This is a genomic window from Lysinibacillus sp. FSL K6-4013 (assembly GCF_038630435.1).
Lineage (GTDB): Bacteria > Bacillota > Bacilli > Bacillales_A > Planococcaceae > Lysinibacillus > Lysinibacillus boronitolerans.
In genome coordinates, this window is the sequence record NZ_CP152031.1 from 2,941,879 (window position 1) to 2,964,099 (window position 22,221).

Sequence of the window (22,221 nt, forward strand, 5' to 3'; positions counted from 1 at the left end):
TCATAGTTTTTTATGCATCTTTGAGGGGGATTAACGTGGAACAGCAACAATTAAAACGAGATTTAAAAAATCGCCATGTACAGCTTATTGCCATTGGTGGAACAATTGGGACTGGTTTATTTTTAGGCTCTGGAAAAGCTATTGCCTTAGCAGGGCCTTCGATCATCCTAGCCTACTTAATTGTAGGGACAGCGCTATTTTTTGTGATGCGTGCCTTAGGTGAATTGTTACTATCCAATGCAGGCTACACTTCATTTACGGATTTTGCATCCGAATACATAGGGCCTTGGGCAGGTTATATCACAGGTTGGACATACTGGTTCTGTTGGATTATGACGGCGATGGCAGACATTATTGCGGTGGGGGTTTATACACAATATTGGTTTGATATCCCACAATGGGTGCCAGCCATTGGTTGCCTCGTATTGTTATTACTACTAAATCTATTAACTGTTAAGCTTTTTGGTGAGCTAGAATTTTGGTTCGCTATTATTAAAGTTATTACAATTGTAGCACTTATTATTATTGGTCTTATTATGCTAGTAACTGGCTTTCAAACTAGCTCAGGAACAGTATCAGTTGAAAACCTGTGGGCACATGGAGGCATGTTCCCAAATGGAATATACGGCTTTTTGATGGCCTTCCAAATGGTTGTCTTTGCATTTGTTGGTGTGGAATTAGTGGGGGTTTCAGCAGCTGAAACAGCAGATCCTCAAAAAAATATTCCTTCTGCCATTAATAAAATTCCATTTCGCATTTTACTTTTCTATGTAGGGGCATTATTTGTCATTTTATGTATTAACCCATGGTATGAGATGTCTGCTTCAAGCAGCCCCTTTGTCCAAGTGTTTACATTAGCAGGTATACCGATTGCTGCTGGTATTATAAATTTTGTTGTGCTTACTTCAGCGGCTTCAGCAGGTAACAGTGGGTTATTCTCCACAAGTCGGATGCTCTATAATCTTGGTAACAATAAACAGGCATCTCCAGCATTCTCCAAACTCAACAAAAACAGTGTACCAAGTAATGCACTCGTTATTTCTACTATTGTTGTATCAGCTGGTGCTCTGTTAAGTAAGTTGATGCCAGAGAACGCCTTTAGTGTTGTGACGACGATTAGTGCAATTTGTTTTATATGGGTGTGGAGCATTATCATCATTTCGCACATTATCTACAAACGAAAAAAACGTGCTTTACATGAAGCTTCAATCTTCAAAGCACCACTGACACCTTTTATCAACTACGTTGTGCTTGCGTTTTTCGCCTTTTTATTAATAGTGATGTTTATTTCTGAGGCTACGCGTACAGCACTGCTGTTAACACCAATTTGGTTTATCGTTTTATTTATTATTTATAAAATGAAAAAAAGATGACTTCAGACTAAGCGCTGAAATCATCTTCACTTATTAAAAAATAGTCATATCCCATTCTGTTGCTAGCTGTTTCAGCAACTGTACACCTGCAACACTGTTTCCTATTGGATCAATCGCTGGGCCGTAAATTCCGATACCACAGCCAGTAGGAAACGGCGAGTGTAGGCCTGCATGTCCTGGAACAGCCGCAAGAATCGCACCTGATACACCACTTTTGGCAGGGAGACCAATAAATGCTGCAAACTTCCCTGAGGCATTGTACATACCACACGTTACCATCAAAGCCTTCGCTAATTTTGCCACTTGTTTTGGGAATAGCTGTTTCTTTAACAGTGGGTGATAGCCATCATTCGCAATAACTAGGCCAATCATGGCTAAATCTGATACATTGACTTCAATTGCACATTGCTTCAAATAAACCTCAAGCGCCGCCTCTACTGGACAATCTAAAAACCCTGAATCCATTAAGTAATAGGCCAATGCTCGATTACGATTAGCCGTTTGCCACTCTGACTGGAATACTTCTTCATTGATACTCAATTGCTTGCCTATGATTTGCTCTAAAAATTGTAGAATCTTTGTGACCTTCTCTTGTGGAGAATGACCAGCCAACATGGAGGATACCGTAATAGCCCCAGCATTAATCATCGGGTTAAAGGGTTTACCTGGCTGATGACTTTCTAAGCGAATAATTGAGTTAAAGGTATCTCCTGTTGGTTCAACATCTACTCTTTCTAAAACATATGGTAAGCCTCGATCCATACAGGCTAAAATAAAGGTAATAACCTTGGAAACGCTTTGCAGGGTAAATAGTTCTTCGGTATCTCCCGCTTTGATTTCGTGGCCTTCAGTCCCAACAATCGCCACAGCTAATTGATTAGGATCTTTTTTGGCTAAAGCAGGGATATAATTAGCACATTGCCCTTCTTTGGTAGCTGCACGATACTGTGATACCCACTGTGCTAGAAGATGATGCTGATGATTGGGTTGTGTTGACATGTCGCGTTCTCCTTTCAAAATGAGGCAAAAACAGAGCCTTCATAGTTCTCCTATGAAGACTCTATCCTGTTAGCGCTTAGGTGGCTGTGTTCCCTCTGGAATTAAAGATTGATATGTTTCACCATCTAGACGTTCTTGCCATTCCTTTTTCGCTTTTTCAATGTATAGAGGATTATCCAGCAACGCTAAGGCTGTACAAGCCATAATTTTAGCAGCCTGTAGCATTCCTTTATGCGCTATTGGGGTCACTCCCTGAGACACTACCTGCCATGTATGTAATGGTGTCCCTAATGCCATGCATACAGTTGTACACTGTACGGTTGGTACGTTCCAGCTAACATCTCCAACATCTGTAGAGCCACCCATAATAAATTCAGGTAGCATGCCTGGAACATGATCAGCAATCACTTTTCCTTGTAATAGCTTGGCATCTTCTTTACGCAAGCCCACTAATGAAGCTGCTTGTACTTCTGGTGTAAACGTATTGAAAATAGCCTGCGCATACTGTTCATCCTCTATTGTATAGTCTGGCATACCAATTTCAAGTATTTGTTGATACATCACATCATAAAGTGTTTTATTTGTAATAAGATTCGAAGCAGCACCTTCAAACTCGATGTCCACTGACGTCCCTGTCATCATTGTGGCACCCTTTGCAATGTTCTCAACGCGTTGATAAATTTCCTGTACTTGCTGCTTTTTAGGTGCCCTAACTAGATACGTTACCTCTGCATATGGTTGAACTACATTTGGCGAAGTTCCACCAGAATTAGTAATGGCATAATGCACACGCGCTTCTGGAATGATGTGTTCTCGTAAGTAGTTTACCCCAACATTCATAAGCTCAACAGCATCTAAAGCACTTCGTCCAAGATGTGGTGCAGCTGCGGCATGAGCACTTTTGCCCGTAAACTTAAACGTTGCGGCATAGTTTGCTAGAGAACTACACGTCATCACAGTCGAAAACGTACCTGGATGCCAAGAGATCGCGATATCAACATCATCAAAAAGGCCAGCCTTTGCCATATAAGCTTTACCAGATCCATTCTCCTCTGCAGGGCAACCGTAAAAACGGATTGTTGCTGACCGATGATTTTGCTCTAAATAATCCTTTACAGCAACAGCAGCTGCGAATGCGCCAGTACCTAATAAGTTATGACCACAGCCATGTCCACTTCCACCATCCACAACAGGCTCATGTTGTGTCGCCCCACCTTTTTGACTCAAGCCTGGAAGCGCATCATATTCACCTAAAAAGGCAATTACAGGCTTGCCAGAACCATAAGTTCCAACAAGCGCTGTGTCAAGACCCGCAACACCGACTTCTGTTTGAAAACCCTCTTTTTCTAGTGCCTGTTTCATATATTCCATCGATTTCTTTTCTTGAAAATGAAGCTCAGGCACAGCCCAAATCGCATCGCTTAATGCTACTGTAGCTTGCTGTTTTGCTTCAATTAACGTTGAAATTTTCTCATGATAACTCATATTTGTCCCTCCAAATTCATTATGCTTTTAACAATGTTCCTTTTTGGTCGTTTAGTGTGACAAGCGACACAATACAGATAAGCGCAAAGCCAATTAACATCCAAAAGGCTGCATCAAAGGAGCCATTAAAGGCATCCACCATAAATCCAATTGCCATCGGTGTAACAAACCCTGCTAATTGTCCCCCTGTATTGGCAATTCCCATTGCAGAACCTGTAATAGAAGAAGGTAATTTCTTGAGTACAATAACAGGTAGTAATGTAATGACAAACGCAATAAATATCGAAACGACTGTTTGGTAACCAATAAATAACGTCACTGTTTTGGCAGTAAACATTAAATACAATAAAAGACCAATGACTGCGCAGGAGATGGAGCCTAACACTTTCTCCATACCTTTTGGTAGCTTATCAATGATATAGCCACTACCATATACACCAATTATCGTTGTAATGGCAGGTATTGTTTGCGCCCAACCAATGGACATTAAATCCAAGCCTCGATTTTTTTGAAGATATGTTGGAATCCAAGAAACTAATCCCCAGTTCACTGCATAAATACAAAAATAAGCAATGATTAAATTCCACATTAGGGGTGTTTTCAGTAACTCTTTAAAATTCACTTTGTTCGTAGTATTTTCTGTTCCAGCTGTAGCTGCCTCATCTTGCGGGAGTTGAATGTATTTCCAATATATAAAGGCAATTATTGCCCCTATTGCCCCAATGATGATAAACATCATGCGCCAGCCAATCGTTCCTAATAAATAAGCAGCTAGCAAAGGGACGATGAGTGAAACAATGCCACCAGAAGTAAGCATGATGGACATCGCTCTACCTCTTTCCTCTTTTGGGAAAATCGTAGCAATAATTTTAGAGCTTGATGGCTGAAAACCACCCTCACCAATGCCAAATAAAAAACGAATCACAATCATCGCTGTTAAAGACCAAGCAATGGCTGTTAGACCAGTAAAAATAGACCACGTGATAACAGCCATCAATAAAACTCGTTTTGCGCCAAACTTATCGGCAAGCCAGCCACCCGGTATTTGCATAATGGCATAGCCTAAAAAGAAAGCGCTTAAAATAATACCCGTTGAAGATGCATCCAGTTGCAAATCCCCTGTAATCGAAACTACTGCGTAGTTCATAATATAGCGATCTAAATTCCCTAAAGACCAGCCTAAAAATAAAAGTGCAAGGATGACATTTCTAGATTTCTTCGTTATTTCATTTGTTGTCATTCATATCCCTCCCATATATAGAAATCCTCTCTTTATTGCCACGACTATTCTTGAATATGCTTGCCCCCTTGTCCGTAAATCCCCTTTTATATACCGACATTTTCGTTATATATTCGTATAATAATCAAAGTTCAATAAAAAGACAATATTTTTTTGAAAATTTTTAATAGATAATCGTCTTCGTAAATCCATATTATTTACCTAAATAACCGCTAAATTCATTAATTTATCAGTATTTAAGGCTTCAAAAAGCATAAAAAAATGTCCCACACCATTTATTGGTTTGGGACATTTTTGTTTTTAGACAAGTTGATACATTTTAATAGGTCTGCCTCGAGTATGCTGTAATTCTTCCCCACAAATTCTCGCTAAATCTACATTACATAAATCAGCTACGATTCGTTGGGCATTTCTCTCGCTCATTTGCAGTTGTGACGCCAAATCCTTTGTCGTAAAATGCTTCCAATGCATTTTTTGTACAAGTGCATGGATTTTCATATAGGTTTTAATACTAATATTCCCTTTTTTTAGTTTTTCTAAAATATAAGGGTCTTCTGCTCGGTAGGAATAGGATAGCTCTTCTACATTCCCTACCGATTCAATAATGGTGCCATCATCCTGTATCATCACGATGTCAATAGCCTCGTTTTCCTTCGTCTGTCTTAGTCCTCGGTGAGCATGTAACTCAGCATTGAACACTGTTTGAGCAAAGCCAATGCCTGCTGTCACCTTCGTCTCCATTTCAATCGACAACTGATACATTTTTTCCTGTAAAAATCGTATTTGCCCTTCAATCGCACCTCTTGTACTAAAGATCGTATATTTACCATTCCCCTCTTCAATAAGAGAGCCATCAATCTGTTCACAGAGCTGTAGTAGATTTTCCTTCGTACGCAATTCTAAATATTGAATACGATAGCCTTGCTTCATGCGCTCTTTTAATGAATCAAAGTCCTTAATTTCAAGCATGACTGCACCAATTTGTGTCTCTTTATAGTAGGACGTTTTGATCTTCTCTGTAAAAAGCTGAACTGTATGATAAATTTCTGTTTTTGTCGGGGAAACCCAATAAGATGCAACGCCTCGTTTCTTCAGTTCTTCATCAACAGAGGGATAACAAGTAATCGCAAAATCAATTTTGCCCGCCTGCCAAAGACTATAGTGGAAATCAAATAGCTCTTGTGGATCAATAGCGACATCAAATTCCTTTAAATACATATGATGGACATTATGCTGAATCTCTGCAAGACTTTCTGAAGCCATTTGAGAAGGCGAAGGAATAATATCGATACTAACATTTTCTATAAACTTTTTTTGCTGATAGGATTGCTCTAAAAAACCCCGATAAATAGCCGCTTCGGAAAAAATAATATGGGTCAATTTATCTTTGGATACATTCGTTTGACTGGCAAGCTTATAAGGGATGTAACCAGAAAACAACCAGAAATCGACAGCCTGATTATGTGTCTCCACAAGATGCTTTGTTTCTGTCGCCACTTCATATATATACGGAATAAATTCCATATCCTGTTCGATTTCTCGTGCTAAGGCAATAATTCTTTCAACGGATTGAATGGGACCAACAACACCTATTTTATACATCTTTTGTTCCTACCTTCTTTGTGAAACTACAATCTTTATGTAAAAAATTTCTTCCTTTGTTGTACATAGTATAGCGGACAATCAAATTACTAGACAAATCTTATGTATAAAGAAAAGCCTCGAAAAATGTTCGAGGCCATCTGGAAGTAATAATTATTGCTCGGTTGGATACATGTTTGTATAGAGTAACTCTAATCTTTTAGAGAGCTTTCCATAGGCTGTTTGCCATGCTTTACGTGCAGCATTATTACTGCTCCCTGCTGGTTCGTATATAGCATGCACCTCTTCAACCTTCTTCAAATCACCCTCTGCTTGCGTGAGCTTCGAATAATTTTTAACAACCTTCTTATCAGCATCACTCAGAGCATCATAGGCTTTACGGATTTCACTTACTTTCTCCTGTAAACCATCGATATACTCACCTTTTACAAGAAGTGAATTGATGGATTCAATTAATGACAATGCATTTTCATTCGTTTGCTGTTGTCCTTTTTGCTTATCAATGATCAATTGTCTAGTTCCTGCATCAATCAGGCTCACTTGTTTAGATGTAAGCTTTTCATATGCCTTGATCACAGTGCTTGGATTTGAAGCAAAGGATTTCTCATAGGTCTTCATAAAGCTTTCCACTTTTTTCACGTCTGCAAGCGCAGTTTTTAAAATATCATAGTTCGTAATCAGTTTTTTCTCACTTGAACTAAGGCTACTATATTGTGTAGAAAGATTTTTAATACGTTCAATCGTTACGACATAGAGATTATTGGAAACAATTGTGGCAATATCATTATTTAGCTGTGTAATTTTCGATGCATTTTCATCTATATTTTGATTTTTTAATAAAGCTTCATATTGTTCTTTTGCTAAATGCTGCTGATTCGCAGGTAATTTCGCATAAGCTTTTTGCACTGTTTCAATTTTTTTAGCCTTTTTCGCAGCATCTGTTTCTTCTCTAGCAGTCTGTATTTTTTTATAGAATGATTTTACTCCTGTAATATCCTTATTTGCTGCTGTTAATAAATAATAATTTGTCACGTATTTTCTTGCAGCTGAAGACAATTTTTTATAGGATTCAGAAGCTGTATTAACAGCGGTTTCTAATTGATTGAATGAATATTTCGTAACATCCGCAAATTTGGCTATATCCGCCTTTAACGTCTCTGCTGCTGCTTTATCAGTAGGCACTTTACCATTGCCATCAACTGAAATCTTTGGCGTGTTTAGTAAAAATTCTTCAGCATTATATACAAGTGATTGCTGTAAATTTGTAAGATTATTATAAGCTTTTAAAGTACTTGTATAGCTTGAATTTAGTTTACTTTCCGTTACACCAGTTGTTGCAGATAATTTTTGATAGGCATCCATATCTTTAATTACTTTCTCAGCTGCTTTTAAATCTTTCTGTAAGGTAACAAGACTATCGTAGCCATTAATTTGTGCTGCGGAGGCTTTTGTTAAGCTCTTATATTCCTTGATCATTTGATTAACATTATTGACATGACTTTGCCATGAACCAGCAGACGGATTGAACGGATAAACATCATCGCTAATATAGCTATCTATAACATTATTTAAATTTATAATTTGACTTTCTTCTGCACGTTCTGCTGTAGTCAAACGCTGCACATACACATCTGGCACTAATTTTAATTGTTTATACGTTAATTTTTCATAGGCTGTACGGATTGATTTAGCAGTCGTCACTTGTTTATTAGGCGTACTATTTGTAGCTAATTTATCAAATGATTTAATGAATTGCTCGACCTTTTTAATATCCGATTTAGCCTCAGACAAAATTGCTTGGTTTTGAACAGCGGCTCGGTAGCTTTGTGATAATTTCTCAATATCCGCTTCGATTGTCTTCACGCTCGCTTGTAAGGAATCAACATCCGAAGCTACATATTTCACAAGTGAATTCTCATAGGATAATAAATTAATAATAGCTTGATTGAGTTTTCTGACTTCTTTTATCTCTTCAAGATCATTTGGCTCGTTTAATAGTTTTTTAATGCTCGTATATAGGGTCTCATCTACATCTAAGCTACGCTGTAACAGATCTAGCTTATTATAAGCCTCTTCTAGTTCCTTTATTTCTTTTTCATTACTAGTCTCTATTTTGCTCCATTTTTCATTTAACTTAGTTATTAATTCAACATCAGCAAGTGCTCGCTTTAAGACATCATAATTAGACACATTACCTTTAGCTGCCGCTGATAAGGATTGATAGTTTTTTTCTAGTTCCGCAACTTTAGCACTAAATTCTGCTAAGCTTGATACATTGTATTTATTATCATTGACCAGTAAAGCTTTAATCTCTTTCGTTAAAGTATCAGTGGGTTGTTTAGAGACTGTGATGGTATCAGATAGTTTAGATTCCGCAAAAGAAAGACCCACTTTTGCTTTGACAGTAACAGCAATATTTTTAATATCCTTTTCAATGGCATCCTTCGGAATCGTATATGTACTACCTGCAGCTCCCTCTATGATAGTAAAGGAGTTATCGCCTAATTTATAAAACCATTGATAACTATATGTAATTTGATCACTTTGCAATTTTGCACCATTCTTATCAGTTACAGTAATACCAGCTACTTTCACTGTTTCTCCAGGTGCTACAAAATCAGCGGATTGACCTTCTAACGTTGGAATGGTGATATCGAGCTCTAATGGCTGAATAGTGCGCGGTGCACTTTTAAATTTTTTACCATCTGTCGTCGTTGCTTCCACAAAAATGCTTTTTCCAGCTGCTTCAACAGGCACTTTTAAGGAAATAGATGTTGCTCCAGAGATGGGCTTATTTGTTGAACCCTCTTCACCAGTAATTTCCTCTAGATAATACCATTGATAGGCATTGACAATTGTATCATTCGGTAATTTATCCACTTTTAATGTTGCGTTAACAATATTATCTCCCGTGACTGAAACTGTTTCAGCCGCACTTGCTACAGTGGGAACAATAAGTGTAACAGGAATGGCTGCTGCTGTTAAAAATAATTTTTTATTCAAATCTATTGACCTCCTCAATCCTTCTCATGAATTATATCGGTCATATGGCCATAATTTCCTTGAATATTAGATAAATACTCCAAAAAGTGTATTTCTTCCTGATTTACTATTTATCAAATAATATACTTTTGATAATATTTTATTATTTTTGATTTATTCATATATATAAATAAACTCAATTTCAAACAAAAGCCTTCTAATCAACATTCGTAGCATCTACGAAGAGATTAAAAGGTGTTAAAAAAATGTATGCACTTATGCTTCCGCTTCATCTGGTTATCCTCGTATCATATAAGTTGGTCGGGTCAGGGTCTTATAGGTATAGGGATTCGTATGTTGGGTTTCACTTACTTGGATACGAATCGTCATCCCTTCTCCTACTTTGCTATCTAATGCGAATTTTCCATTAAAAGCTTGAACTCGTTCCTGCATTCCTTGTATGCCCATCGAATCAGCAAGTAGAATATCATCTATATTACAGCCTACACCATCATCGTTATACAAAATTTGGAACCCCTCTTCAGTACCCAGTAAATGGATTTCAACTGTATTAGCATAGGAATGTTTTAACGCATTGTTTAATAATTCTTGGAACAGTCGATAAATCATTAAATTTAAACGCTCATCCTCTAAATAGAGGCGGTCAATCGTATATATCAAAACAAAATTAGCTCGTTTATGAATTTTTTGGATTAATTTTTCAAGGGCTGCATTTAAGCCCAATGTATCTAATAGAGGTGGCTTTAAGTTTTCGCAGTAGCCCCTCAAGTCATTCAGTGAGATAATCATATGTTCATGAAGCTTTATAAGTTTAGATGGGATCTCCTCTTTTTCTTTGGTATGCATGAGGACATCCATTTCCCTTGCAATGTGCAGTTGTTCTTGCAAAATCGTATCATGAAGTTCCTGTGCTAACTGATATTTTTCTTCCTCGAACCGTAGCCAGAGTAATTTATTGAGCCATGGTAGCTGTCGATTATCGGCCTCTTTCATATGTTTTAACTGATTTAAAAGCTCCTCAACCATTTTTGTGTTTTCGATAAAATTATTTAAATAGAGCAGCAATAATTCTAGCCATAGCAGCTCCTCATCCTTGAGATAAATTGTTTTATTATGGTCCACAACAAGGATCCGTTTATAGTTCACATCCTGATGAATAAAGGCGATATAGAAATGATCTGTCTTTTTAATATCCCCTAAGCCTAATCGTTCGACTAGCACCTCATCTATTTGATGCTGTGTATATTCTTTGGATTTATTTGTTAAGGTAACTTGATGTGTTTGAAAATCGTAAGTGAGCACATACACACTTTCCATTTCAAGCTGAACCACAACCTCCTGTACAAATTTCTCCAATAAATCCTCAATCTTCACCACTCTACCAATACTCTCAACGGTCGTATACAAGCGGTGGATGTAGTCGCCTTTTGTAGAAAATAAAATTTTCCGCTTACGATAATCAATCCGCTCTTTAATGTAGAACAACGCCAATAACGACAGAAAGGCAAAAAAGAAAATCTCCGTCATGCGCGAAACTGATAAATCTGCAAATAAATATAAACCGATTAACAGCCATATCGTAAAGCCAAATGAGAAATTAAAATAATAACGTAATCGGGAAATGAAATATTCCATATCGAAAATACGTTCAGTGAGTTGAGTGAAAATGAAGCTATATGGGATAAGCATTAAAAATAAAGAACATATATCTGCAGAAATTACATATTGATTCAACAAAATTACGGGTATAGCATATAAAAAGAGAAATGGTAAAAAAGGTGTTATAACACTTATTAACAATATTTTCAATTGAGAGGATTTATATCTATAGTACCCTACAATCAAAATACTTAGATTGGAAATTAATAATACAAAAAACGTCCATAATATAACAGTAGAAAGTAATGGATTTATGTTGGGAGAAATTATGCTAATAACACTTAAAAAGATTGCTATTAAAGGAAAAATATAAATAATAGTAATATTTTCAATGAAAACCCATTTTAAATTCAAAAAGGAAAAATACTTTTTTAAAAAATGAATTAATATTACTAAACAAAGTAACATACTCCCACGATTTATAATCATACTTAGATTATCTAATCGTCCAGATGCCCCGCTACTTACATAAGCTAGTGAAATAACTAACATAAAATACATTAGTAAATTTAATAGAGTAGTCTTTTTTTGTGTTATTTTTAAATAAAAAGTAATCAATAACGTAAGAAAAAAAAAGCATGCAGGAAAAATAAAGAGATAATAAAATTGTTGGGGAATATCTAAGTGATTTATTTGAACATAAAGAATATCACCGTTTTGTTTTAAAATCTCCAATGTATTAGCTGCTCGAATTTTGGAATCATATGTAATATTTGAAACTTCGTCGACTTTGACTCCATCTACATTTATAACAATATCTCCAACAGATATTTTTTGATCAGTTGCCCATTCTTTATAATATGGCTCTTTAATAATCCAATGTCCATTTTCTTCTTGTATTTTTATACTTACAAAAGGCGTGCTGTAGGTAACATAAAGGACATAAATGCCTAGAGTTAAATAAATTCCTACAGCAAGCCAAAACCATTTCTCTTTAATTAATGTCAATACCAAATTCCATTTTCTAAACATACATCTTCATCAAACGAATCCAAAATTGCCTTTTGCTCTAATGCTGTTACACCAATGAGAGAAGCTTTTTTTTCTTTTAACAATGTCACCAACGTCGGATTTTGCTCTAAATATTGAATCATGTTAATCATTAAATCGCCTCATTTCTTCATTTTATAATTTTATAGTCACTATAAATTACCAATAAATCCTTCTATAAAGGAATTATTAACCATATATGTAACTATATTTTCATTATACTACCACTCTCCAATAATTCAACATTATTTTCTAAAAAATTCAAAAAATAATAGAATACGTAATAATTTTGCTTTATTTTCAATTATTTTTCTCCAAGAGTAGACATAAAAATCAAATGAAAAGCCTCTTCCTTATAGTAGGAAGAAGCTTTTCATTTATATCTCTTACTCATATTGGCATCCTTCTTGTAGCCACTTGCTTAAATCAGAAGTAATCAATGTTGCATGCTCCGGGGTCATATCTCCACTATCTACTGCAAAAACACGAAAATCCTCTGCCTTTATCGCCATTAAAAAGATCATTCCTCCACTATCATCCCCAATAGCAATATAGCCTTTTGCATATTCCGCCACTTCCCAAGTCTCGTTTCTTTCTACAATTTCCTCCGTGCCATAAATGAACACACCATTCGTAAACGATAAACCGTTACTTTCCTTTAATACAAGTGTATACGCACTCGGAAGTTGGCAATTCAACTTATTTTCTATGTGTAAAATTTGGCGATCTGTTGCTGGAGGATATGCCGTATAGCTATTATGTATAGGTAACATTTCGTCACCGTCCTTTCCTCTATATTTTTTTCACATCTGGGCTGTGCAAAATTCATAAAATGCTAGGATTAAGTCATCGACCTTTTGTTTATTGACAATTTTACCCAACCATTCTTCTGGAATTTCATCCAACTGTTTATACATACCCGCTATCGATCCTGTAATCGCTGCAACTGTGTCCGTATCTTCTCCTAAATTAACTGCCTTCAGAATGGCGTCTTTAAATGTTGTAGAATTACCTACACACCAAATGGCCGCCTCTAATGAATGAACAATATAGCCGCTTGATTGAATCTCGTCTTCAGGCGTATTGAAAAAATTTTCATGAAAAATCCGTGTGTAAGCATTTAACTCCGCTTTCATTTCATGTTGTAAATGATTTTGCAGTAAGTCAAAAACCTCTTTTAAGGCCACTTCTAGTGAATTATTTCGGTATAAGCTTAATAATAGCTCAATGTAAATAATGGATCCTACTATGGAACGTGGATGACCATGAGTAATCTCTGTATATTGATGTACTAATTCTTTTCTTTTAGCAAAATCTAACTCATGCATGACCACGAATACTAAAGGAGCTATCCTCATTAGTGTACCATTGCCATTATCAAACTCGCCCGTTTTACCACATTGTGCTGGCGGAACACCTTTTTTATAGTTCGAAACGGCTTCCGCTGTAGTAATTCCAATATCAAACATTTCGCCAAATGGTGTAAGATAGCCCTGCTCCATGTATTGTACAAATTTGTTCATTAATGTTTTGGTATTACCATTTTCAATAATGTTTTCTACCAAGCAGAGTGTTAGAGAAGTATCGTCAGACCAAGTGCCAGGTGGCTGATTATAAGTACCATACCCCATCACATCTTGCACATGGAAAGTCCCTCTTTGTTTAAACTCAACAGGTACGCCCATTAGATCACCAATAATCCCGCCGTATAAAGTGTCAAACACCCGCTCCCTCAATTTTGTATCTACCATTGATGCCACCCCTAACTTTTATTTAATTTATCACAATTCAAAAACAGTACATTTAATTTTATAATAAATCAATTCCTCATTTATTATTTTTTCAATCTCTCTCCAATCACCTCCAGCTAAACCTGAACCAATTTTAGGCATCTGTATCGATAATCGATTTTTTAATGCAAATCTCGCAACTTTTCTTAAACATAAACGAAGCGCATCATAATCAATATAGGTTGTACGATCTTTATCATTTTTCCTCAAACCGTGTTGTGCAAGCATATTGGCAACAAAAGTAGCTTTCTGCTGGTCTACACATACAAACTGAACTTCTCCTAACCCAAAAGTTTCTTTATCCTTCGACCATTTTATATATTCATTTTTGGCAAAAGGGAATTGCTTTGATAAAGATAAAACAAAGCCTTTTCCCCATTTTCCTAAAATATTAACAACATGAATGATGAGTGTATGTTCTTCGAAAGGAAGAGAAGCATCACCCTTTAAGTAGTTTATGTGAGAATTGTTAGCTACAATTCCTTCCTGCCATTTATTCTCAAATTCTAATTGAGTAATAGGTACACTCTCGCTTAAATCTAAACTCTCGATATGTCCGTCATACAATAAAGATCCAACATCTTCGTTCCAATCGTGCAATGATGAAGAACTATATATATCATTATTTATTATGTTGATCTGCCTAGTTGCAACGCCATCATCAAATTCTGTATATAATTGTCCATAACCTTTTAAAAATTCAATATTATCACATTTATAGTATAATAGACTATTACTAAACTTGATATCTTCTTCCACCACTTTAACCCCCTTTTTGGAATATTTAATAAAATTATATCTTCATTAAACTAAAAAATTACTATGCTTGAAAACTATACATTTTTCTTTTGGAATATTTCGGATTATCGTTAGATTAAAGGGCGATATATATTTTTCCAATGGGGAATCATTTCTTCTGCAAAAACATAAACAAAATCATTAGAAGAAAGGTTTCCTAAATTGTCTAATGCAATTCCAAATTTAAAATATATTTTATAGTTTCTGTTTATAAAATACTCTTCATTTTTTAAAATATCCAAATTAGACCCGAATTTTGATAACATTTTATTATCAATAAAAACATCCTCTTTACAATTTAAAGCTAGTTGAATTAACTGTCCTTTTTCATTATACATTGCTTGACTATTCGTCCTGTTTTCTGTAGTTATACCCTTTTTACTATTCGTGCTTATTTTTAATGGTGTTCCCCATATTTTCCTAACTTCACTTGATTGCATGCCGAATTTTAATAATCCTACAGATTGATACGGATTTATTTCATATTTTAAGTTTATTGGCTGATTTTCAATACTTCTGAATTGAAAACTGAATTTTATATTTTTCTCGTAAATATGTTTTTGGTTATCAGAATAAATTGTTAGTTGAATTCCCTCATCAGGAAAATCCAAACCGTAAATTGACATGTTATGCTGAGGGAATAAATAACATCCTTCTACAAAATACGGATTTTCTTTAAATAAAAATTGCTTTGTTTCATCTATTAAGTCATATTTTTTTTCACTTAAGAAAATAGTCTTTGGATTGTTCACAGAAATACTTACTAAAACATTATCTACTAGATGAAATACATAATCATCATGATAAAGATAAAATTCTTTTTCATTGATATTTTTCTTATTCAATTCACCTATAATATTGTTTAAGTCTGAAGATGTCATAGATAGCTTCACTTCGTTTATCCCGATTTTGGGTAATATTTTTAACTCTCTTCTCATAACTTCTACCTCATCTACAATATTTTATTGTTAATCTTTTTTGTTCTGCATTGGTTATATATTGTTTATTTATAAACGATTGCATGTTTTCGTAGTCTTGCTTTCTGATATCAAAAAGATTATCTAAGATTAAAATAGTAAAACAAATAAAACTCTGTCTATAATAAAAAAACATATGTAAAGAAAGAGCTTAAGACAATTTCTTTACATATGCTTTTAAACTTTAATACCTTTAAATCAAGCTAACGCTAAGATAATATACTGTTAATTATAGTTCTTTGGGGTATTATCTTATTCAAACTCTTATTTTAAAATTTTGGTTATATATTAGGTTTTGACATTAGGTTAATTTCTATATTTCGACAAAATCCGGTCTTTGCGTACTTCCTTCTTTAACAAACATTATTCCTTTTATCTTTTCTTCTTTACATGCTCTTATAAATATATCATCAACAATAATATTTACTGTATATTCTTTCATTCTTACAATATGATGCCCAATTAGAGAATTGGGTACATACTTTATAGACAATAGTTTGATTGGCCCATCAGGTAAGGATTTTATCAATGGTCTGTATTCCGATTTCTCCATATCTAAACAAGGAACTAAATTTAATACATTCATAACAAAAAAGGATTCGTTGATTTCACCAGTATTAGTTGATGTTATAACTGCAGGAATGAACTGACAATCTGTACCTAGTCTCTCTATCAACTTTTTTAGTTTTAAACTAACTAATTCTCCACCTATCGTAGGCAAAATATCATACTTGTCTAAATAACTATCAAATTTATCTATTGAATAATAAAGTTTCTCATTCGAAGGATACTCAATACCTTTTTCTAGGTCAAACCTTACAAACGTATTATTATCTGCATAAGAAAAAAAGACATCTCGTTCGTAAACGTTAGCTAACTTATAATAACTCATTATATCACCCTTCACAATGTAGTTTTGTTCTACCTTTTCTTAAATCTTGCCTTTGGTCATTTATTAATTCTTGTATAGCATCATGATATTGCTGAGTGGTCCATTTATTTTTATCTCCAACTTCTAATAAGATATCTAATTCTTGACGAATGTCCCGATTATATTGAGCATGGAAACTATTATATCCTCTATGAATAGACCTAGTTGGGTGATTATCTCTTCTAGTAGGTAAGTATATCGTATTTCTTATATTATCTATATCATATCCACTTAATTTAAAAATTTCATGCGGATTAGCACCTTTAGCTAAAGATTTTGGAATAATATGGTGTAGTTGATATCCATCAGGCTTCGGCATATTTCCGTAATTCCAACCACTTGCTGGCATTGACTTACCAAATGCTAACCCATATGGATCTGTTTCAATATGCGGATTATATACATACCCATAAAGCGTAGGATTCCCACCCGCAAGTCCAATCGGGTCAATTTGAGTATAATTCCCTTGCTCTGGGTCGTAGTATCGGAATCGGTTATAATACAATCCGATTTCTACATCCTCATACTGCCCCTGATATCTAAATGGAATAAAGTCTCTTCAGAACCAGATGGATCTCGCTCAAGCTTGAAGATTGCATGTATGTTTATTCTCAGTCTCTATTAACAGACTGTTTTCTCAAAACATTTCTTAAATGCAACTGAATGAAAACTGTTCGCTTACGCGATGATATGAAAAAAGAAGGCTTAAGCGCCTTCTTTTTTATATTTCTACTATTATTTATCTAACTATGATATTGCCAATATTATAATCTTTCTCTTATTATATTTTTAAAAATTACCACTTTACCCCCTATATTAAAGTTATACCTTCCATCTTCCCATAGATTATTAAGCCTTCTAATTCATTAATTGCACCAATATCTTCAATAGTCCTTATCTTCCCATTCAACTTCAGATAACTGTTTACAATTTTCATGTTTAAGGTAAAAAGGTAAATACTACTTTAAAACAAAAAAACGATTATGATTAACTTGAAATTTTTCTGAATTTTCCAACCTATCTATTTCGGGCTTTATAAGCCTCTTTTTCATAAATTAAATTCCTCTATATTTTAGTTTCTAATGAATACACTATAATGATTTATTTCTGCTCAATCCTCACTTTTGCACCTAAAGAAATAAAGTATTCAGCTAAAACTAAAATATTTTCTCCATATCCCGCAGCTATTAGAAATCCTTTATTATTTAAACCGTTTCGTATCTCATTTACATATTTCAGAATCAATACTTGCATTAATTTTTCTTGGTACATTTCAAACCAAGTAACAATTTTTCTAGCAAATATTAAAATCCTCTAAGTCGGCTAGTTTAATATCATATTCTTTCTTAATCGGTAGAAATAAATATTTAAGAGTTTTATGGTTCATTAAATTTTTTATTTTCCCATCCCCTATACTTGTTGTTCCAATAATACGAACTTCTTGTAAATTAGGTAGCTGATGAAGGAAATCTAATGAAGGAATTTCACCGCAGCTCTCAATTATTATTTTTTCTATGCTAGAGACATTTCCTATTGAACTCCAATCCTCAATGTTTTTACAATTTTGAAAACCTATTGAAGTTAATGATTTTCCCTCTTCAACCCACTTTAAAGAAGTCATTTTAGAATTATAACTTATTCCTAGGTGCTCTAAGGAAGGCATGTACTTAAGAGCTTCAAATTCTAATATTTTAGTTTTTACTAACCCTATTCTTTTAGCTTCTGTAAATATATTGAACTCTTCAGATGAATCGCCACTATAATTATCAATAAATAAGTACTCTATATTCTTGTTTTGAAAAATTGAACTACATGTTTTTTTATCGTAATTTAAGTATACACACCATAATGAATTTAATTCCGAAAAAGGAATTACTTCATCAGTTTTCCCCAAAAAATTAAAGTATTCTAATGAACTATAATTTTTAAGTTCATTTAAGGATTTATAATCATAAGAGTTTAATCTAAGCCCTCTAATATTTGATATGCCATTAAGATTTTTTATATTCTCAAACTTGTGTTTTATTGTATCATGTGACACTGACACACTGTCTATTTCTTGCCTTCTTATATCCTCGATATCAACTACCTCTATATCTGGATTTATGTTAATAAATCTAAAGCTCCTATTGAAATAAACTTTATCAAAAACCATAATATCCTCTCCTTGAACCCCTTATTTTGTACAACCGCGACTTTTTATTTTATTTGCAAGATCTTCGCCTGCATCTTCAAAAGCTTTTATTATATCAGCCTCTGTTTTGAAAAAGTCTGATTCTTTACCATATGGAACTACCAGTACTTGTAAGGATTCCAACTGTGAAGATGTTAATTTACCTGTACCTAAGTGTTGTCTTAATCTTGTATATAGGTTATTAGCTTTACCAACATACCATTTAGTAATACCATCCCTTACATCAATTGTTCTAAACATATATGCTCCACCAGATTTTTTACTTGCTCCCAGTATTTCTTTTAAATAAGCTCTATCTATCGGATTTGTAGGGGCTAATCCAAAAGCATCAAATAAAATATTTGGATCTTTTACGTACGCGTACAAAGTAGGATTTCCACCCGCAAGTCCAATTGGGTCAATTTGAGTATAATTCCCTTGTTCTGGGTCGTAGTATCGGAATCGGTTATAATACAATCCTGTTTCTACATCTTCATACTGCCCTTGATAACGGAATGGAATAAAGTCTTTCTCACCAGTGAACTCTTTCACTCGTCCATAAATATCAAGCTGAGCAGACCAAACCCTATTACCCTCTTCGTCATATGCCTCAACAGGTGTTCCAAGATAATCACTAATAATACTATAATGACCTTCACTCGTAATCTTTGCAGAAGGGACGAAGCCGTCATTGAACACCCATGTAACAAGATCATCTGCTATATCGGTATCAGTCTGTGAAGAATTCAGATTGTCTAAAGTATCTGCAACATTCTGTGTGGAGTACTCATGCAGAATCGTATTGCCATCCCATACAAAATGCGTTGCCTTATCCTCAGAACGCTTCTCTATTCGCCTACCTAATGAATCATACTTAAAAGTAACTTCCGTATGATCTGGCTTAATGGCCTTCGACATCATGCCATTGCCATAATACTCGTACTTCCACGTATCACCATTCTTTTCGACTTTCTCTATGAGATTTCCTTCTTCATCATAAGAGAATTGGGCATCTTGTGTTTCTAGTAATCTACTGCCAGCACCATAAACACGATCTTTTTTGTCTTTTGTTTCATATAGATTGCCGACATCATCGACGCTACGGTATAAGAAATCAAATTTACTGTCTTGATTGGCCCAGACGAGGTTACTGAATTCGTCGTATCCATACGTTACTTTTACACCAGTTAGCTCATTGACCATGCTGCGTAATTGGTGATTCACATCCCAAATAGTAATTCTATTTCAGATGTGTTATGTGAGGTGACATCAAGTCATTTCAATATCTTTCTTCAATAATTAACAATAAATTCTTTAAAATTAAAATTCTAGCGGTTTTTGCTTTTTTAAAGCTTCAGTGTTGACTATATTTACTGGAAACTGATGAGAGTCCTTGCACTATAATAAAAGAGTAGCAATAATCCAAATTCTATGGATTTATGCTACTCTCTTTTAATTAGGTTCGAAATATATTCAAGATACTTTTTGGTCAAATGCTCAATCTTCTAACCTTCTGAAGGAGAGTACCTTCAAATCATAAAGAATATTGCCTCTCTCGTTTCAAACAATTTCTAATCTTCTTTTGTCTTTATTTAATGCCCTTTTTATCTTTTTACTAATCCTGTTGGAAGTACTCAGGATCTTCAATGATCTTGGATAAAAATTCTTCAAGAGAGCTGGCAATCTTCTTTTTGTTTTCATAAATAGGACTTTATTCACTATCTGTTAATTCTATTGAAAAAGGCACAGACTCCCATCCATTAAAAAGATTAGTTTATTCTCTTCATCATAGGGTGGGTAAGCTTCAAAAAATCCTTGTCTTAATCGAAAGTCTCTTATTAATTCAGGACTTAACACACAAGTCTTCATAGCCATCATGATAAAACTTTTCTAAAAAACTCCCAAGTGCTCCAAGACACCAAAGGGCGTCTTTCATCTAATAGAAATATAGGTTCTAAATAATCAAATGCATTATCTAACGCTTCAATTTCATCCATTATTTCATATGATGGGTCTGGAATAAATATTTATCTTTTTTAATATCAGCTAGTTCTATTAATCGAGCTAATTTATCAATAAATCTTTAATTTTCTTTTCCATATAAAACCTCTCCTCATTAATTGATTTATCTATCCAAGTTTATTACAAGTTTCTTTACCTCTTGGAAGATCCCCTGCTTTTATTTTTCTTTTTGTACTCTTTTAATAGTTGCGTCATCATTTATTCCTGGTTTCCATCTACTTTTTATTTTATTCACTTCTTGCTTCTATCTTTGTGTTTGCTTCCTGTAAGTATCATTAACACAAAAAACATAGGTAAAGAAGTGTTAAAAATTCTTCTTACCTATGTTTCGATATTTTCCCAATTATCATCTATTATTACGATGTATGACTAAAATTTCTACTTCTACTTGAAGATATATTTTAATACAAAAAATTCCGGCCTTCGTACATTTCATCCCATTACCAACAGAACAACTTTAATTTATGCCATGAATTGTTTGCTTTCGGCAGGCGAATCATTCGTCTAAGTGATTAGAGCTATTGAAGCATCTTACAACGGAAAAATATATTTCTATTCAAGAAGTCTTAATGAGAAATAGGTATTGTCATTATTTAACTGTAATATTTATTCCTTTGTACTCATGTTGCTACCCCAACTTTATCAAAAGATAAACCTTTAATTTGATTATTTTCAATAAAGTCAATAAACTTTTGAGTACAATAATAAAAATTAATTTTAACATCTCTAAAGAGAATTTGATTGGATATTTCGTTTAATTTGAACTTAATTTCTTTATTTCTTAGTATACTAAGAGATTGTTGCGTATCTAAACCATCAAAATCAATAGCAGGAATTACTTTAAGTACATTTATATATATGAAATCCTCCGAAATATTTTTTATCCTTACAGGAAACATTTCAATTTCATTTGGCAGTAATTTTTTAAATTGATTTTCAAATTTCTTTTTCACAATTAAAGTAGAACCAAAACAACGTGCATCAAAATCTAAAAGCTCATTTTTTTGTAAATTATCTTTTGATATTGCAAAAATATCTTCTTTCCATTCTAAAGTAATTTTTTGTCCTTTAAAAGTTGAAAAAAGTCTCACGTCTTTTTCATCAAGAAAAGTCAAATCAAAATAGTCAAAATCATTTCCTATTTTAAATATATCCATATTAATCCCTCGCCTTGTTTTA

Annotated in this window: 17 protein-coding genes; 1 reads left to right on the forward strand and 16 read right to left on the reverse strand. The window is 34.1% G+C overall.

The window, feature by feature from the left end:
* Window positions 1–35: 35 nt before the first annotated feature.
* Complete coding sequence (locus tag MHB39_RS14600) at window positions 36–1,373, forward strand: amino acid permease (RefSeq protein ID WP_342544322.1); 1,338 nt, start codon at window positions 36–38, stop codon at window positions 1,371–1,373.
* A gap of 33 nt (window positions 1,374–1,406) precedes the next feature.
* On the opposite strand, the gene MHB39_RS14605 is transcribed toward MHB39_RS14600, so the two are convergent.
* The 16 genes from MHB39_RS14605 to MHB39_RS14680 form a co-directional block, all read right to left on the reverse strand.
* On the reverse strand, window positions 1,407–2,372 hold the full coding sequence (locus tag MHB39_RS14605) for a glutaminase (RefSeq protein WP_048392274.1): 966 nt from the start codon (window positions 2,370–2,372) through the stop codon (window positions 1,407–1,409).
* A gap of 69 nt (window positions 2,373–2,441) precedes the next feature.
* Window positions 2,442–3,857 carry a M20 family metallopeptidase gene (locus tag MHB39_RS14610; RefSeq protein WP_342544324.1) on the reverse strand — a complete coding sequence of 472 codons (1,416 nt, stop codon included), beginning with the start codon at window positions 3,855–3,857 and terminating at the stop codon, window positions 2,442–2,444.
* A 19-nt stretch (window positions 3,858–3,876) separates the two neighbouring features.
* Window positions 3,877–5,097, reverse strand: coding sequence for an MFS transporter (locus tag MHB39_RS14615; protein WP_115674076.1), 1,221 nt, complete (start codon window positions 5,095–5,097; stop codon window positions 3,877–3,879).
* Between the two features lie 300 nt (window positions 5,098–5,397).
* Window positions 5,398–6,699, reverse strand: a complete 1,302-nt coding sequence (locus MHB39_RS14620) for a hypothetical protein (protein ID WP_315061374.1) — start codon at window positions 6,697–6,699, stop codon at window positions 5,398–5,400.
* A 153-nt stretch (window positions 6,700–6,852) separates the two neighbouring features.
* Window positions 6,853–9,702 (reverse strand): hypothetical protein, encoded by a 2,850-nt coding sequence (locus tag MHB39_RS14625; RefSeq protein WP_342544331.1) that lies wholly within the window; start codon window positions 9,700–9,702, stop codon window positions 6,853–6,855.
* Window positions 9,703–9,978: 276 nt separating this feature from the next.
* Window positions 9,979–12,309 (reverse strand): ATP-binding protein, encoded by a 2,331-nt coding sequence (locus MHB39_RS14630; protein ID WP_342544332.1) that lies wholly within the window; start codon window positions 12,307–12,309, stop codon window positions 9,979–9,981.
* Window positions 12,306–12,464 (reverse strand): competence pheromone ComX, encoded by a 159-nt coding sequence (gene comX, locus MHB39_RS14635; protein ID WP_205444302.1) that lies wholly within the window; start codon window positions 12,462–12,464, stop codon window positions 12,306–12,308. Before comX ends, MHB39_RS14630 begins: the two co-directional genes overlap by 4 nt.
* Before the next feature lie 273 nt (window positions 12,465–12,737).
* Window positions 12,738–13,124, reverse strand: a complete 387-nt coding sequence (locus MHB39_RS14640; RefSeq protein WP_016993977.1) for an SMI1/KNR4 family protein — start codon at window positions 13,122–13,124, stop codon at window positions 12,738–12,740.
* Between the two features lie 30 nt (window positions 13,125–13,154).
* Complete coding sequence (locus MHB39_RS14645) at window positions 13,155–14,102, reverse strand: ADP-ribosylglycohydrolase family protein (protein WP_342544334.1); 948 nt, start codon at window positions 14,100–14,102, stop codon at window positions 13,155–13,157.
* A gap of 30 nt (window positions 14,103–14,132) precedes the next feature.
* A complete protein-coding gene (locus tag MHB39_RS14650; protein WP_342544335.1) occupies window positions 14,133–14,900 on the reverse strand; it encodes a macro domain-containing protein in 768 nt (255 codons plus the stop codon).
* Window positions 14,901–15,010: 110 nt separating this feature from the next.
* Entirely contained in the window at window positions 15,011–15,877 is an 867-nt protein-coding gene (locus tag MHB39_RS14655) for a hypothetical protein (protein WP_342544337.1), read from the reverse strand.
* A gap of 352 nt (window positions 15,878–16,229) precedes the next feature.
* Window positions 16,230–16,808, reverse strand: a complete 579-nt coding sequence (locus MHB39_RS14660) for a DUF1629 domain-containing protein (protein ID WP_342544338.1) — start codon at window positions 16,806–16,808, stop codon at window positions 16,230–16,232.
* Window positions 16,809–16,812: 4 nt separating this feature from the next.
* Window positions 16,813–17,397, reverse strand: coding sequence for an AHH domain-containing protein (locus tag MHB39_RS14665; protein ID WP_342546920.1), 585 nt, complete (start codon window positions 17,395–17,397; stop codon window positions 16,813–16,815).
* 744 nt (window positions 17,398–18,141) lie between these two features.
* A complete protein-coding gene (locus MHB39_RS14670) occupies window positions 18,142–19,002 on the reverse strand; it encodes a hypothetical protein (RefSeq protein ID WP_342544339.1) in 861 nt (286 codons plus the stop codon).
* Window positions 19,003–19,023: 21 nt separating this feature from the next.
* Window positions 19,024–20,244: an RHS repeat-associated core domain-containing protein gene (locus tag MHB39_RS14675; RefSeq protein WP_342544341.1), complete on the reverse strand. Its 1,221-nt coding sequence runs from the start codon at window positions 20,242–20,244 to the stop codon at window positions 19,024–19,026.
* 1,418 nt (window positions 20,245–21,662) lie between these two features.
* Complete coding sequence (locus MHB39_RS14680) at window positions 21,663–22,199, reverse strand: hypothetical protein (RefSeq protein WP_342544342.1); 537 nt, start codon at window positions 22,197–22,199, stop codon at window positions 21,663–21,665.
* Window positions 22,200–22,221 lie beyond the last annotated feature (22 nt).